Source organism: Caulobacter sp. FV1ye6ST (assembly GCF_058681225.1).
Genome location: NZ_CM178733.1, coordinates 1121092 through 1135503 on the forward strand (window position 1 = coordinate 1121092; position 14412 = coordinate 1135503).

Below are 14412 nucleotides of genomic sequence, written 5' to 3' on the forward strand. Positions count from 1 at the left end.
GGAAAAAAGCAGAAGTCGCAGGAGCGCCACCCTTGTCCCTGATCCTTACCGAGAAGCGCGGCCACGTCGCCATCCTCACCCTGAACCGCCCCGAGGCGATGAACGCCCTCGGCGCGCCGGGCGATGGCGACCAGGTGGCCGCCGCCTGCGAGGCGATCAACGATGACCAGGACATCCGCTGCGTGATCCTGACCGGCGCGGGCAAGGCCTTCTCGGCCGGCGGCGACGTCAAGGCGATGAAGGCCCGCGAGGGCGCGTTCGGCGGTAACGGCGTGGCCGTGCGCGACGGCTATCGCAAGAACATCCACCGCGTCGTGCGGGCCATCTATGGCCTGGAGGTCCCGTCGATCGCGGCGGTGAACGGCGCGGCGATCGGTCTGGGCTGCGACGTGGCCTGCATGACCGACATCCGCATCGCCGCCGACACCGCCAGGTTTGGCGTCACCTTCCTGAAGCTGGGCCTGATCCCCGGCGACGGCGGCGCGTGGCTGATGCCGCGCACGATCGGCATGAGCCGCGCGGCGGAACTGCTGTTCACCGGCGACGTCATCGACGCGGCCAAGGCGGCCGAGTGGGGCCTGATCAGCAAGGCCGTGCCGGCCGAGATCCTGATGGACGAGGCCCTGACGTTGGCCAACCGTATCGCCCAGCAGCCCCCTCACGCTCTACGCATGGCCAAGAGCCTGCTCAAGCATGGCCAGACCGCCAGCTACGACACCCTGATGGAGATGAGCGCGGCTGCCCAGGCCATCGCCCACCACACCGAGGACCACATGGAGGGCGTCGACGCGATCCTCGAAAAGCGCGCGCCCGTGTTCAAGGGCGCCTGAGGTCATGGGCAAGGAAGCGAGCGGCGTCTGGGGCCAGCTGTCGGACGGCGACAGCGAGGGCAAGCTGCTGTGGGAGCCGCCGAAGCTGATCTTCCGCGGAGCCTATCGCGGCATCTATCAAGGCCACGCCCTGAAGAACCCGCGGACCGAAGGCGATGACCTAGTGCTGAGCGACGGCACCCGCTTCACGCTGGCGCCGGGTCAGGCCGAAAAGTGGCTGCACGCCATCCAGAACCCGCCGTCGCGCCTGGACAAGCTGGGCGTGAAGCCGGGCATGACCGTGGTGGTCGACGGCGTCGAGGACGAGGAGTTCCTGGCCGAGTTGTCGACCCGCGTGGAGCCGGTCGACGCCGACGAGGCCGATGGCGTCGACATTCTGTTCCTGGCCGCCGACGACCTGGCCGACCTCGACCGTCTGGAGGACCTGATGTGGACCCTGGGCGAGAAGGGCGCGATCTGGATCGTCTCCCAGAAGGGCAAGGGCGCGCCGCTGAAGGATACCGAGGTGCTGACCGCCGCGCGTGCCTTTGGCCTGTCCGACACCAAGGTCTGCGCCTTTTCGAAGAGCCACACGGCGCTGCGCTTCGTGAAACGCAAGGCGCCGAAGGCGGCCCCGGCGGCGGCCCCGGTCGCCGACGACGAAGAGTTCGACGAGGAGGTGTAGAGCGATCCCGATACCGCTCATCGCCGCTTTCGCAGGGATGAGCGGAGGGAGGGGAAGTCGCTGGCGGACGCCTCGCGCGCCCGCCGCGACCTATCGGATCCGATAGGGAGGCTTGATCAGGCGGCCGCCATCGCCTTCACGGGGTGGGCCTTGACGCTGGTCTTGCGCCCGAACCGCATGACCCCGTCCTCGACCTTGCCCAGGCGCAGGGCGGCTAGGTCCAGGGCGTAGTTCTGGTGCACCTTCCAAGGCTTGCGCAGGCCCTGCTTGGGGAACTGGCCGATGGAGCGGGTGACGTAGCCGGACGAGAAGTCGAGCCACGGCGCGACCTCCATCTCGCCGTCGACGCGCGGCACGCAGAAGTCGGTGCGCGTGCGGGTCATGTGGTTCAGCAGGCGGCAGACATATTCGCTGGTCAGGTCGGCCTTCAGGGTCCAGCTGGCGTTGGTGTAGCCGAACGCCGAGGCCAGGTTCGGCACGTCGCTGAACATCATGCCCTTGTAGCTCATCGACTGGGACAGGTCGGCGACCTTGCCGTCGACCACGACCTCCATGCCGCTCAGCAGCTGCATCTGCAGGCCGGTGGCCGTGACGATGACGTCGGCGTCGAGCGTCTTGCCGGACTTCAGCTGGATCCCGGTTTCGGTGAAGGTCTCGATGTGGTCGGTGACGACCGAGCTGGCGCCCGACTTGATGGAGTCGAACAGGTCCGCGTCCGGCACCAGGCACAGGCGCTGGTCCCAAGGATTGTAGCGCGGCGTGAAGTGGGCGCCGATGTCGTAGTCGGGCCCCAGATGCTCGCGGACCAGGCCCAGCAACTGCTCCTTCACTTTCTCCGGCCTCTTGCGGGCCATGTTGAAGAACAGCATCTGGAAGAGGACGTTCTTCCAGCGGGTGATGCCGTAGGCGGTCATGGCCGGCAGTTTCGAGCGCAGCCAGTTGGCGACGCCGTCCTCTGCTGGGCGCGAGACCACATAGGTCGGCGAGCGCTGCAGCATGACCACGTGCTCGGCCGTCTTGGCCATCTCGGGCACCAGGGTCACGGCGGTGGCCCCACTGCCGATCACCACGACCTTCTTGCCGGCGTAGTCGAGGTTTTCCGGCCAGTGCTGCGGGTGGGCGATCGCGCCCTTGAACCGCTCCGTCCCCGCGAACTCGGGCGTGTAGCCCGCTGAATAGCGGTAGTAACCCGAGCACATGTAGAGGAAGCCGCAGGTGAAGGTGACGGTCTGGCCGTCATGCTCGGCCTCCACCGTCCAGGTCGCGGTCTCGGTGGACCAGCTGGCGCGCTTGACCATGTGCTTGAAGCGGATGTGGCGGTCGACATCGTGCTCGCGCGCGGTCTCGCGGACGTAGCTTAGGATCGACGGGCCATCGGCGATGGCCTTGGCGGCCTTCCAGGGCTTGAAGCTGTAGCCCAGGGTGTACATGTCGCTGTCGGAGCGGATGCCGGGATAGCGGAAGAGGTCCCAGGTGCCGCCGATCGCCTCGCGCCCTTCCAGGATCGCATAGGTCTTGCCGGGGCAGTGCTTCTTCAGGTGATAGGCCGCGCCGATCCCTGAAAGCCCCGCGCCCACGATCAGGACGTCGACATGTTCGATGGTCATCCGCTTCCGCCCGTTTGCTCCGCCCGCCGGTTGACCCGGCGTGGTCGTATGTGAACAGTGTTCACCAACAAACGACCGTTTTGACCGAACGTCAACCGCGGCCTATCGGATAGTTCATGTCTCTTCGCGACTTCGGCCTGCTGGTCCTGATCTGCCTGGTCTGGGCCAGCAACAACATCATCTCCAAGATCGTGGTGGCCCACTGGGGCGTGCCGCCGCTGTTCTACGCGGCCGTGCGCTTTTCGCTGGTGGCGCTGGCGACCTTGCCCTGGCTGCTGCCCGCGCCGAAGCCGACCTGGCGGATCGTGGTGGTGGCGCTGCTGATGGGAGCGGGGAACTTCGCCCTGCTGTTCATGGGCTTCAAGACCGCCTCGCCGTCGGCCGCTTCCGTGGTGATCCAACTGGGCGTGCCGTTCACGACCCTGCTGTCGATGCTGATGCTGGGCGAGACCATCCGCTGGCGGCGTGGCCTGGGCATCGCCCTGACCCTGGCCGGCGCGGTGACGGTGATGTGGAGCCCGCGCGGCTTCGTGCTATCGCCCGGTCTCTGGCTGATCGTCGCGGCGGCCTTCGCCGGTTCGCTGGGCGCGGTGATGATGAAACAGGTCGAGGGCGTGCGGCCCCTGCAGTTCCAGGCCTGGGTCGGCTTCTCGTCGATCTGGCCGCTGGCGGCGATGAGCGCGGCGATCGAGCCCGGACAGGTCGCGGCGGGCATCGCGGCCGGCTGGCCCTTCGTGGCGGCGGTGGTGTTCTCGGCGCTGGTGGTTTCGGTCGTGGCCCATACGGCCTATTACGGGTTGATCCAGCGCTACGAGGCCAATCTGATCGCTCCGCTCACCCTGCTGACGCCGCTGTTCACCATACTGCTGGGCGTGCTGGTCACCCACGATCACTTCGATCTGCGGATGGGCGTGGGAGCGGGCCTGGCCCTGACCGGCGTCTTGATCATCGCGCTTCGGCGGAATCAGGTCATGCCGTTGCTGATGTCGATCCGGAACCGCGCCCAATGAGTCTGAGCCTTATCGAGGCCCCGTCGCCGAACTTCGACGCCCGCAAGGCCGTGCCCGACACCATCGTGCTGCACTATACGGGCATGGAGACCGGCGAGGCCGCGATCGAGCGCCTGCGCGACCCCGAGGCCAAGGTCTCGGCCCACTACTGCGTCGAGGAAGACGGCCGCATCTTCCGCCTCGTGCCGGAAGAGCGCCGGGCCTGGCACGCCGGGGCCGCCTTCTGGAAGGGCGTCAAGGACATCAACTCTGCCTCGATCGGCATCGAGATCGTCAATCCCGGCCACGAGTTCGGTTATCGCCCGTTCCCCGAGGCTCAGATCGCTTCGGTGATCAACCTGCTGGCCGACGTCCGCTCGCGCTGGATGATCCCCGACAGCCGGATCCTCGGCCACTCCGACATCGCGCCCGCCCGCAAGATCGATCCGGGCGAGCTCTTCCCGTGGAAGCGCCTGGCCGAAAGCGGCCACGGTCTCTGGATCGAACCGCCCCCGTCGCCCGGCGCGCCGCTGGGCCAGGGCGAGGAGGGGACCGGCGTCTTCGCGCTGCAAGCCGGCCTGACCCGCCTGGGCTTCGACTGCGCCCCGACCGGCAAGTACGACGCGTGGACCACGACGGTGATCTCGGCCTTCCAGCGTCACTGGCTGCAGAGCCGCTTCGACGGCATCGCCGACGGCGAGACCCGGGCGCGCCTGGTGGGGCTGCTGCGCGCGGCGGCCGACTGATGCACCCGGACGGCCGCTTTCGCGTCGAGGATCGCGCGGTCCTGCTGGACTTCATCCGCGCGCATCCGTTCGTGACGATCGCCGCCGCGGTCGGCGGTCGGCCGTTCGTGGCCCAGTCGCCGGTCGTGATCCGCGACCTGGACGGCGAGGTCGCCCTCGACTTCCACCTGTCGCGCGGCAACGTCCTGACCCCACACCTGACCCAGGGCTTCCGAGCGGTGGTGCTGGCCACGGGGGTCGACGCCTATATCAGCCCCGACTGGTATGAGAGCGCCGACCAGGTTCCGACCTGGAACTATCAGTCCGTCGAGGCCGAGGGCTCGGTCGCGCCGCTGAACGACGAAGAACTGATCGCCCTGCTCGACGACCTCTCGGCCCAGGAAGAGGCGCGGCTGCTGCCTAAGAAACCTTGGACCCGCGACAAGATGAAGCCCGGCAAGTTCGAGGCCCTGCTGCGGGGCATCCAGGGTGGCCGGCTGTTCGTCGAGCGGTTGGACGGGACTTTCAAGCTCTCTCAGAACAAGGCGGATGCTGATCGCCTTGGCGCGGCCAAGGGGCTGGGCGAGCATCCGATCTCTGGGCTGATGACATCGATCTAGAGCGACAGAACGGGCGCGCCATACCGTTTGAGCTGGCTATCCACCGTCAGAAGGCGCGCGCCTTCCACAATCGCTTGAGCCAAAAGCATGCGATCGAAAGGATCCTTGTGAATGGCGGGTAGGCTTCCTGCCAGGATCGCGTGATCCGATGAAATCGTCAGTTCGCGCCAGTCATTCCCAAGCAGTTGGCGGCGAAAGCGATGAGTGTCGATATGGAAGTCCGCTCTGCCCTGCGCGCGTTTTATCGAGATTTCCCAAAGGCTCACGACGCTGAAGGTGGGCTTGGTCGTCTCCGCCGTCAGAAGATCTTGCGCTGCCTCTGAAAGCCTCTCAGGCGCTTCAGCCACCCAAAGCAGGACGTGCGTGTCGGCGAGAACGATCAATCCTTGCCCTCGAACATCGCCTGGATTTCTTCGGCGAACATGGTGTCGAAATCATCAGGGATCTTGATTTCGCCCTTCATGAAGCCCAGACGCCGCTTGGCTGGCCGCTCCTGCGCTTCAATCGCCACCACCTTGACCATCGGCTTGCCCGCCTTGGCGATGATGAAGCTTTCGCCGTCCGCAGCCTGTTCGACCAGCCGGGAAAGGTGGGTCTTGGCTTCGTGGATGTTGACGGTCCGCATGGCGGCCTCCGTGAACTAAGTCCACTTAGTTTAGTCTATCTCGCGCCGATCTCCAATTGACCTGCGCCGCATCCACCGTCAAACACCGTCCCGGACCAGATGATCGGGCGGTCGCGTCGTCTTCGGACGCCGAGGAAAGTCCGGGCTCCACGGTGACAAGGCGGTGGGTAACGCCCACCGGGAGCGATCCCAGGGATAGCGCCACAGAAAGCAAACCTCCTCCCTACGGGGCGGGAAGGGTGAAAGGGTGGGGTAAGAGCCCACCGCGGACCTGGCGACAGGGACGGCATGGCAAGCCCCGCCTGGAGCAAGACCGAATAGGGACCCCGCGCCGGCCTCGCGTCGGATAGGCCGTCACTGGCCGAGAGGGTCCGGGTAGGTCGCGAGAGCCGTCCAGCAATGGCCGGCCTAGAGGAATGATCGTCGCCGTCGCTTTCGAGCGGCGGAACAGAACCCGGCTTACAGATCATCTGGTCCGCAACCTCCCCGTTTGGCGGGGAGGCGACAGAGAGCGTCCGCCTGAAGCGCTCCGGAGTCTTCCTCCAGATTGGGGAAGGCGACAGAAATCGAAATTCACATCCGATGGGACGAACTGGGGCGGGCCAAGGCGTTGGTCTCGATAGTTCTGTGTATGTTCTGTGGATTAACTATCGCGCCCAGTGAAGAAGGCGTGCGACATCTTTGAATTATCGATGAAATGGCCGCTGGTGTCATTGTTTCCCAGTTCATCCCATGTTAACCCAATTCGCGTCGGGGCGAGGTGTCATAGCTCGCCGACCGGCTTGGGCTTGGGCGGGGTTGGCTTCAGTGTTTCTCTCGACGTTCGAGAAACAGCTCGACAGCAAGCGGCGCATCGTTGTGCCGCAGGAATTCCGCGCGGCCGTCTCCGGCATGTTCGACGGCATCTTCTGCTTCCCCTCGATCGAGGCCGATTGCCTCGAAGCTGGCGGAAAAGCCTTGTTTGATCGTTACTTGGCGGTGATCGAGGAGATGCCGTTCGGCGATCCGACCCGCACGGCCCTGGAAACCAGCGTCCTGGGCGGCATGGCCAAGCTTTCCTTTGATACAGCTGGTCGCATTACGCTCCCCGACCAGCTGTGCGAAATGTGCGGCCTCACGGATTGGGTGGCCGTCGTCGGTATGGGTGAGCGTTTTCAGATCTGGTCCCGCGAGGCCTTCCAGGCCCATCGCGCGGCGCAGCGCGATCTGGCCAGGGAAGGTCTCGCGGCCCTGCGCGCCCAGCAGCGCGTCGCCAAGTTCGGGGCCGCGTCGTGAGCGAAGCGCCGCACATCTCCGTCCTGTTGAATGAAGTGGTCGAGGCTCTGGGCGCGGGGGCGGGCGAGACCATCATCGACGGCACCTTCGGGGCTGGCGGCTATACCCGCGCGATCCTGGCCACCGGCGCGACCGTCGTCGGCTTCGACCGCGATCCGACCGTCCTGAAGTTCACCGAAGGCCTGCCGGCGGACCGCTTCCGCCTGATCCAGGACCGCTTCTCCCAGATGGGCGAGCATTTCGAGCCCCAGTCGGTCGACGGCGTGGTGCTGGATATCGGTGTGTCGTCCATGCAACTGGACGAGGCCGAGCGCGGCTTCTCGTTCATGCGCGATGGCCCGCTGGATATGCGGATGAGCGACACCGGCCCGACCGCCGCCGACCTCGTCAACGAGCTCGACCATACCGAGCTGGCCCGCATCCTCTATGTCTATGGCGAGGAACACGCCTCGCGCCGCATCGCCAGCTTCATCGTCAAGCGCCGCGAGGAGCGTCCGTTCGAGCGCACCCTGGACCTGGCGCACGTGATCGAGCGCGCCCTGGGCGGTCGCAAGGGCGCCAAGGTCCACCCGGCCACGCGCTCCTTCCAGGGGCTGCGCATCGCGGTCAACGAGGAGCTGGCCGAACTGGAGGCGGGGCTCGCCGCCGCCGAGCGAATCCTGAAGCCGGGCGGCCGGCTGGCGGTGGTGACCTTCCACTCGCTGGAAGACCGTATCGTCAAGAACTACCTGGCCGAGCGGGCCGGGCGCACGCCGGGCGGCTCGCGCCATCTGCCGCAGGCGCCGACCGGCGCGCCGGCCAGCTTCCAGCTGATCGCCAACAAGGCGATCGCGCCGGGCGAGGCGGAGCTGGCGGTCAATCCGCGCGCGCGTTCATCGAAGCTGCGCGCCGCCGTGCGCACGACGGCGCCCGTGTGGGAGGCCGGCGCATGACCAGCGTCGGCCTGTTCGATCGCCGCATCCGGGGCTTCCGCATCGTCGAGGTCGCGGGCATGGGCGTCCTGCTGACCTTGGTGACCAGCGTCTATCTGGCCAAGACCTTCGCGGGGCGCGAGCGCCAGGAGATCAGCCGCATCGAACAGGAGATCGTCGACGAGGGTGTGCGCAAGCGCTTGCTGGAGGCCGAGGTCGCCCACCTGGAGCAGCCGCGCCGCATCGAGCAACTGGCGCAGATGATGCAGCTGAAGCCGATCGCGCCGGACCACGAGATCTCCGAGGACGCCTTGATCGACGTCGCGCGCCGTCGCGAGCTGCCGCGCGCGCCGATCTCGGCCGCGCCGGTCGCGCCCGAGGCCCTGGCCGCCGATGCGCCGGAAGCCGTGCCCGATGACCTCCCGCCACCCCCTCAAGCTGAAGGGGCTCAGCGATGAGCCTCTCGAACCTTGGTCCTGGCGGCTTCCAGTCGCCCCTGTGGCGGTGGTTGATCGAGCGCGTCTGGCGGCTGGAGCACGCCTTCGAGCGTTCGCGCGCCGCGGCCAAGCCCGAAGACGACACGCGTATCCGCATCTTCCTGGTCATGGGCTTCTTCAGCCTTTGCTTCGTCGGCGTCGCCGTGGGCGCGGGCTGGGCGGCGCTGTTCTCGGACGCCGGGCGCGGCAACGGCTACGCCCAGGGCGCGGAGGGCGCGCGCGGCGATGTGGTCGACCGCAATGGCAAGCTGTTGGCCGTCGACCTGGCCCACTACGCGCTCTATGTCGACCCGCGCGAGGTCTGGGACGCCCGGGAAGTGCGCCGCGCCCTCGGCAAGGCCCTGCCGCAGGTTCCGGCCAAGCGCCTGGATAAGGCCGTGTTCGGCGATCACCGCGCTTTCGTCCTGGGCGGCCTGACGCCGGACGAAAAGGACGCCATCTTCAATCTGGGCCTGCCCGGCATCTCATTCGAGGAGCAGGAGCGGCGGATGTATCCGCTGGGTCCGACGGCCGCGCACCTCGTCGGCTTCGTCGACAGCGGCGGCAGGGGGCTGGCCGGCGCGGAGCGCGCCCTTGACGACCCGATCCGCAAGGCCGCGGGCGGGGAGGGCGGCCCAACCCAACTGTCGATCGACGTGCGGGTGCAGGCGGCCCTGGAGGACGAACTGCGCAAGGGCGTCGCGGAGTTCACGCCGAAGGGCGCGGTGGGCATCGTCACCAACGTCCACACCGGTGAGATCCTGGGTCTGGCCAGCTGGCCCGACTACGACGCCAACAAGGCCGGCGAGGCCAGCGACGAGCAGCGCCTGAACCGCGCGGCCGCCTCCGTTTACGAGATGGGCTCGACCTTCAAGGCGTTCACCGTGGCGATCGGTCTCGACACCGGCGTGGCCACTCCCGCCTCGACCTTCGACGCGCGCGAGCCTTTCAAGCTGGGCTACCGCACGATCCATGACTACCACGCGGCCAAGGCCATCCTGACCCTGGTCGAGGTGTTCAAGCACTCGTCGAACATCGGCACGGCCATGCTGGCCGAGCGGATCGGCGGCGAGCGCCTGTCCAAGTACTTCACGGCCTTGGGCCTGACCAAGCCGGCCAAGGTCGAGCTGATGGAGTCCGCGCGTCCGCTGACCCCGCGCAAGTGGGACATGGACGCGGTCGCCTCCACCTCGTTCGGCCACGGCATGAACGTCAGCCCGCTGGCCCTCGCCCAGGCCATGAACGCCCTGCTGAACGGCGGCCAGATGCGGCCCTTGACCATTCGCAAGGTGCCGACGGGTGTGCGTCCCGAAGGCGTGCAGGTGATCAAGGAAAGCACCTCGGCCGAGATGCTGAAGATCATGCGCGCCAACGTCCTGCCGGGCGGCAGCGGCGGTAAAGCCGACGTTCCTGGTCTGTCGGTCGGCGGCAAGACCGGCACCGGCGAGAAGTACGACCCCTCGATCCGCGGCTACAATCACCAGCGCCAGGTCTCGTCGTTCGCGGCGGTGTTCCCGACCGACGGCCCGGTGGAGGCCGACCGCTACTTCGTCCTGATCCTGATGGACGAGCCGCACGGCACGGCCAAGTCGTTTGGCTTCTCGACCGGCGGCTGGGTCGGCGCGCCGCCGGCCGGCAAGGTGATCGAACGCATCGCGCCGTTCCTGGGCGTGCAACGCAAGACCGAGCTGGTGACCATCGCCGGCCCGAAGAACGCCACACCGGACGCAGGGCTATGACCAGACACCTGTCGCAACTGTTCAACCGCCCTTTCGAGAACGATCCGGTGATCGCCGGCGTCACCGCCGACAGCCGCAAGGTCACGGCCGGCTGGCTGTTCGCCGCACTGCCAGGTACGAAGGTGGATGGCCGCGACTTCGCGCCCGGCGCGGTGTCCAAGGGCGCCGCGGCGATCCTGGCCCCCGAAGGCGGGCTGGAGGGCCTGGGCGTTCCGGTTGTGCGTTCGGAAGACGCCCGCCGCGCCTACGCCCTGGCCTCGTCGGCCTTCTGGGCCAAGCAGCCGGCCATGTGCGTGGCCGTCACCGGCACCAACGGCAAGACCTCGGTCGCCGGCTTCTGCCGCCAGATCTTCGCCAAGCTGGGCCACAAGGCCGCCAGCATGGGCACCCTGGGCGTCGTGGTGAGCCAAGCGGGCCAACCGGATCAGCAACTGACCCCCCCGGGCCTGACCACGCCGGACGCCGGCGACGTGGCCGAGATGGTCGCGCGCCTGGCCGAGATGGGCGTCACCCACCTGGCCCTGGAGGCCAGCTCGCACGGTGTCGACCAGCGCCGCGTCGACGGCGTCAATCTGCGCGCCGCCGGCTTCACGAACTTCACCCAGGACCACCTCGACTATCACGGCTCGATGGAGGCCTATCGCGCGGCCAAGCTGCGCCTGTTCGACACGCTGACCCCCGGCGGGGCCATGGCGGTGCTGAACGCCGACAGCGAGGCGTACCCGAACTTCGCCGCCGCCGCGATCACTTCGGGCCAAAGCGTGTTCTCGGTGGGCGAGGACGGCCAGGGTCTCCGCCTGATCTCGCGCACCCCGACCCCCGCCGGCCAGGACCTGGTCATCGAGGCCGAGGACGTCATCCACCAGATCAAGCTGCCGCTGGCCGGCGCCTTCCAGGCCTCTAACGTGCTGGTCGCCGCCGGCCTGTGCGTCGCCGCGGGCGAGGACACCGGCAAGGTGCTCAAGGCGCTGGAGAGCCTGGAAGGCGCCGCGGGGCGCCTGCAACGCGTCGGTCGCGGCCCCAAGGGCGGCGAGGCCTATGTCGACTACGCCCACACGCCGGACGGCCTGCGGACGGTGCTGGAGGCCTTGCGCCCGCACACGCGCGGCAAGCTGATCGCCGTGTTCGGGGCGGGCGGCGACCGCGATCGCGGCAAGCGTCCGCTGATGGGCGCGATCGGCGCCAAGCTGGCCGACATCGCCATCGTCACCGACGACAATCCGCGCTCGGAAGACCCGGCGTCGATCCGCGCCGCCATCCTGGAGGCCGCGCCGGGCGCCCGCGAAATCGGCGACCGTCGCGCCGCGATCCGCGCGGCCGTGGACCTGATGGGCGAGGGCGACGTGCTGGTCATCGCCGGCAAGGGCCACGAGCAGGGCCAGATCGTCGCCGGCGTCGTCCACCCGTTCGACGACGTGGCCGAAGCGCTTGAAGCGCTGGAGGGCGTCGATGCCTGAAGCACTTTGGACCGCTGACGAGATCGCCAAAGCCGTCGGCGGCAAGGTCGCCGACGACTTCGCCGTGACCGGCGTCTCGATCGACACCCGCACCGTCGAGGCGGGTGACCTGTTCGTGCCGCTGGTCGGCGCGCGCGACGGTCATGACTTCGTCCCGCAAGCCGTCGCCAACGGCGCGACCGGCGTGCTCGCCGCCAAGGCGGTCGACGCCCCGGCGGTGATGGTCGAGGACACCTTCAAGGCGCTGGAACAGCTGGGCGTCGTCGCCCGCGAGCGCGCGCCGCAGTGCAAGCGCGGCGCGGTGACGGGCTCGGTCGGCAAGACCAGCGTCACCCGCGCGGTCGAGGCCGGCTTGCGCCTGGCGGGCAAGGCCCACGCCTCGGTGAAGAGCTACAACAACCACATCGGCGTGCCGCTGACCCTGGCCCGGATGCCGCGCGACACCGAGCGCGCGGTGTTCGAGATCGGCATGAACCACGAGGGCGAGATCACGCCGCTGTCGGGCTTCGTCCAGCCGCAGGCGGTGGCGATCACCACGGTGGGTCCGGTCCACCTGGAGAACTTCCCCGACGGCGAGCAGGGCGTGGCCCGCGCCAAGGCCGAGATCTTCGCCGGCTTGCAGCCGGGCGGCATCGCCGTGCTGAACGCCGACAACAAGTGGTTCGACGTCCTCAAGGCCGAGGCCGAGAAGGCCGGCGCGACCGTCTGGAGCTTCGGCGAGGTCGAAGGCGCGACCGCGCGCCTGACCGGGTTCGCGGTCGAAGGCGAGGGCGCGACGGTCTCGATCGATCTGCGGGGCGAGGCCCTGAGCTTCCCGATCCGCCAGACCGGCGTCCACTGGGGTCCCAACAGCCTGTGCGTCCTTTTGATGCTGGAGGCCCTGGACGTGCCGCGCGAGACGGCCCTGGCCGCCCTGGCGGCCTTCGCCCCGATCGAAGGGCGTGGCGCGGAGAAGACCGTCCGCATCGACGGCGGGGTCTTCACGCTGGTGGACGAGAGCTACAACGCCAATCCGGTCTCGATGCAGGCCGCGCTGAAGACCCTGGGCGCGCGCAAGGTCGCCGGTCGCCGGGTCGTGGCGCTGACCGACATGCTCGAATTGGGCGAGGGCAGCGACCAGTTTCACGCCGAGCTTGCAGGCCCGATCGACCATGCAAACGTTGACGTCGTTTTTGTCGCAGGCGTCCACATGAAATCGCTGTGGGAGGCGCTTCCGCCGACTCGGCGAGGCGGCTACGCGGAAGTTACTGAAAAGTTAACGGCGCAGCTGGCGGGGGCGATCCGGCCTGGCGACGTGGTGATGGTGAAGGGGTCGAACGGCTCTAAGGCCGGGGTTCTCGCCCGGGCCCTGGCCGCGCTCGACCTTGGGGAACAGGGCTGATGCTGTACTTCCTGTACGAATGGCTGGCGCGCTCGCAAGAGCATGTCCCGGCGCTGAACCTGTTGAAATACCTGACCTTCCGGTCCGGCATGGCGATGCTGACCGCCTATATCGTCGCCGTGGCCATGGGCTCGCGCTTCATCCGCTGGATGAAGGCCAAGCAGGGCAAGGGCCAACCGATCCGCACCGACGGCATCGCCCGTCACGTCACCGAGAAGGCCGGTACGCCCACCATGGGCGGCTTCATGATCCTGGCCGGCCTGTTCGTCGGCGCCCTGCTGTGGGCCGACCTGCGCAACATCCACGTCTGGGTCGTACTGCTGATCACCGGCAGCTACGGCCTGCTCGGCTTCATGGACGACTACGCCAAGGTCACCAAGCAGACCACGGCCGGCCTCTCCAGCGTCCAGAAGCTGGTCGCCCAGTTCGCGGTGGCCATCGTCGCCGCCGTGATCCTGATCCTGTGGGCGCCCAAGTCGCCGATGACGCCGGGGATGGAAACCAGCGTGGTCTTCCCGATCTTCAAGGCGCTGGTGATCAATCTGGGCTGGTTCTACGTGGTGTTCGCGGCGGTCACGATCGCCGGCTTTTCCAACGCGGTGAACCTGACCGACGGCCTGGACGGCCTGGCCATCGTGCCGGTGATGTTCGCCGCCTCGACCTTCGGCCTGATCGCCTACCTGGTCGGCAACTACAAGTTCGCGGACTATCTGAACCTGCACTTCGCGCCGGGCGTCGGCGAGCTGGCGGTGCTGTGCGGCGCGATCATCGGCGGGGGCATGGGCTTCCTCTGGTACAACGCCCCGCCGGCCAAGATCTTCATGGGCGACACCGGCTCGCTGGCCCTGGGCGGCGCGCTGGGCGCGATCGCCGTGTGCGCCAAGCACGAACTGGTCCTGGGCATCGTCGGCGGCCTGTTCGTGGCCGAGGCGCTGAGCGTCATGATCCAGGTCGCCTACTTCAAGAAGACCGGCAAGCGCGTCTTCCTGATGGCGCCGATCCACCACCATTTCGAGAAGCTGGGCTGGGCTGAATCCACCGTCGTGATCCGGTTCTGGATCGTGGCGATGATGCTGTCCTTCGTCGGCCTCGCCACGCTGAAGCTGCGTTAGG

At 67.8% G+C, this 14412-nt stretch carries 15 protein-coding genes and 1 other RNA gene; 13 read left to right on the plus strand and 3 right to left on the minus strand.

From position 1 onward, the window contains the following. The first annotated feature begins 32 nt into the window (after nucleotides 1-32). Together ACW175_RS05515 and ACW175_RS05520 are read left to right on the plus strand one after the other, a co-directional pair. The gene (locus ACW175_RS05515; RefSeq protein ID WP_492103620.1) at nucleotides 33-830 is read left to right on the plus strand and encodes a crotonase/enoyl-CoA hydratase family protein; all 798 of its coding nucleotides are present in this window, start codon (nucleotides 33-35) and stop codon (nucleotides 828-830) included. A 4-nt stretch (nucleotides 831-834) separates the two neighbouring features. Continuing rightward, on the plus strand, nucleotides 835-1494 hold the full coding sequence (locus tag ACW175_RS05520; protein ID WP_492103621.1) for a DUF3052 family protein: 660 nt from the start codon (nucleotides 835-837) through the stop codon (nucleotides 1492-1494). 116 nt (nucleotides 1495-1610) lie between these two features. Here the strand turns inward: ACW175_RS05520 and ACW175_RS05525 are convergent, their stop codons facing one another. Beyond that, the gene (locus ACW175_RS05525) at nucleotides 1611-3101 is read right to left on the minus strand and encodes a flavin-containing monooxygenase (RefSeq protein ID WP_492103622.1); all 1491 of its coding nucleotides are present in this window, start codon (nucleotides 3099-3101) and stop codon (nucleotides 1611-1613) included. A gap of 116 nt (nucleotides 3102-3217) precedes the next feature. On the opposite strand from ACW175_RS05525, the gene ACW175_RS05530 reads away from it, so the two are divergent. Genes ACW175_RS05530 through ACW175_RS05540 form a run of 3 tightly spaced genes read left to right on the plus strand, consistent with a single transcriptional unit; the run spans nucleotide 3218 to nucleotide 5435 of the window. Continuing rightward, nucleotides 3218-4111, plus strand: a complete 894-nt coding sequence (locus ACW175_RS05530) for a DMT family transporter (protein WP_492103623.1) — start codon at nucleotides 3218-3220, stop codon at nucleotides 4109-4111. Continuing rightward, the gene (locus ACW175_RS05535; RefSeq protein WP_492103624.1) at nucleotides 4108-4836 is read left to right on the plus strand and encodes an N-acetylmuramoyl-L-alanine amidase; all 729 of its coding nucleotides are present in this window, start codon (nucleotides 4108-4110) and stop codon (nucleotides 4834-4836) included. The genes ACW175_RS05530 and ACW175_RS05535 overlap by 4 nt, the downstream gene beginning before the upstream one ends. Further along, nucleotides 4836-5435 (plus strand): FMN-binding negative transcriptional regulator, encoded by a 600-nt coding sequence (locus ACW175_RS05540; RefSeq protein ID WP_492103625.1) that lies wholly within the window; start codon nucleotides 4836-4838, stop codon nucleotides 5433-5435. The genes ACW175_RS05535 and ACW175_RS05540 overlap by 1 nt, the downstream gene beginning before the upstream one ends. Here ACW175_RS05540 and ACW175_RS05545 read toward each other — a convergent pair. Both ACW175_RS05545 and ACW175_RS05550 read right to left on the minus strand, forming a co-directional pair. Beyond that, the gene (locus ACW175_RS05545; RefSeq protein ID WP_492103626.1) at nucleotides 5432-5818 is read right to left on the minus strand and encodes a type II toxin-antitoxin system VapC family toxin; all 387 of its coding nucleotides are present in this window, start codon (nucleotides 5816-5818) and stop codon (nucleotides 5432-5434) included. The two genes, ACW175_RS05540 and ACW175_RS05545, sit on opposite strands and share 4 nt — an antisense overlap. Beyond that, on the minus strand, nucleotides 5815-6060 hold the full coding sequence (locus tag ACW175_RS05550; RefSeq protein WP_492103627.1) for a type II toxin-antitoxin system Phd/YefM family antitoxin: 246 nt from the start codon (nucleotides 6058-6060) through the stop codon (nucleotides 5815-5817). The genes ACW175_RS05545 and ACW175_RS05550 overlap by 4 nt, the downstream gene beginning before the upstream one ends. Nucleotides 6061-6155: 95 nt before the next feature. On the opposite strand from ACW175_RS05550, the gene rnpB reads away from it, so the two are divergent. From rnpB to mraY, 8 genes are all read left to right on the plus strand, one after another. Further along, an RNA gene (gene rnpB, locus ACW175_RS05555) (RNase P RNA component class A) lies at nucleotides 6156-6538 on the plus strand. A 329-nt stretch (nucleotides 6539-6867) separates the two neighbouring features. Next, on the plus strand, nucleotides 6868-7335 hold the full coding sequence (locus ACW175_RS05560) for a division/cell wall cluster transcriptional repressor MraZ (RefSeq protein ID WP_492103628.1): 468 nt from the start codon (nucleotides 6868-6870) through the stop codon (nucleotides 7333-7335). After that, a complete protein-coding gene (gene rsmH / locus ACW175_RS05565) occupies nucleotides 7332-8267 on the plus strand; it encodes a 16S rRNA (cytosine(1402)-N(4))-methyltransferase RsmH (RefSeq protein ID WP_492103629.1) in 936 nt (311 codons plus the stop codon). The genes ACW175_RS05560 and rsmH overlap by 4 nt, the downstream gene beginning before the upstream one ends. Further along, nucleotides 8264-8704: a cell division protein FtsL gene (gene ftsL / locus ACW175_RS05570; protein ID WP_492103630.1), complete on the plus strand. Its 441-nt coding sequence runs from the start codon at nucleotides 8264-8266 to the stop codon at nucleotides 8702-8704. The genes rsmH and ftsL overlap by 4 nt, the downstream gene beginning before the upstream one ends. Beyond that, a complete protein-coding gene (locus ACW175_RS05575) occupies nucleotides 8701-10461 on the plus strand; it encodes a peptidoglycan D,D-transpeptidase FtsI family protein (protein ID WP_492103631.1) in 1761 nt (586 codons plus the stop codon). The genes ftsL and ACW175_RS05575 overlap by 4 nt, the downstream gene beginning before the upstream one ends. Continuing rightward, nucleotides 10458-11918, plus strand: coding sequence for a UDP-N-acetylmuramoyl-L-alanyl-D-glutamate--2,6-diaminopimelate ligase (locus ACW175_RS05580; RefSeq protein ID WP_492103632.1), 1461 nt, complete (start codon nucleotides 10458-10460; stop codon nucleotides 11916-11918). The genes ACW175_RS05575 and ACW175_RS05580 overlap by 4 nt, the downstream gene beginning before the upstream one ends. Beyond that, complete coding sequence (locus ACW175_RS05585) at nucleotides 11911-13299, plus strand: UDP-N-acetylmuramoyl-tripeptide--D-alanyl-D-alanine ligase (protein ID WP_492103633.1); 1389 nt, start codon at nucleotides 11911-11913, stop codon at nucleotides 13297-13299. Before ACW175_RS05580 ends, ACW175_RS05585 begins: the two co-directional genes overlap by 8 nt. Beyond that, a complete protein-coding gene (gene mraY / locus ACW175_RS05590; protein WP_125159455.1) occupies nucleotides 13299-14411 on the plus strand; it encodes a phospho-N-acetylmuramoyl-pentapeptide-transferase in 1113 nt (370 codons plus the stop codon). The genes ACW175_RS05585 and mraY overlap by 1 nt, the downstream gene beginning before the upstream one ends. Nucleotide 14412 lies beyond the last annotated feature (1 nt).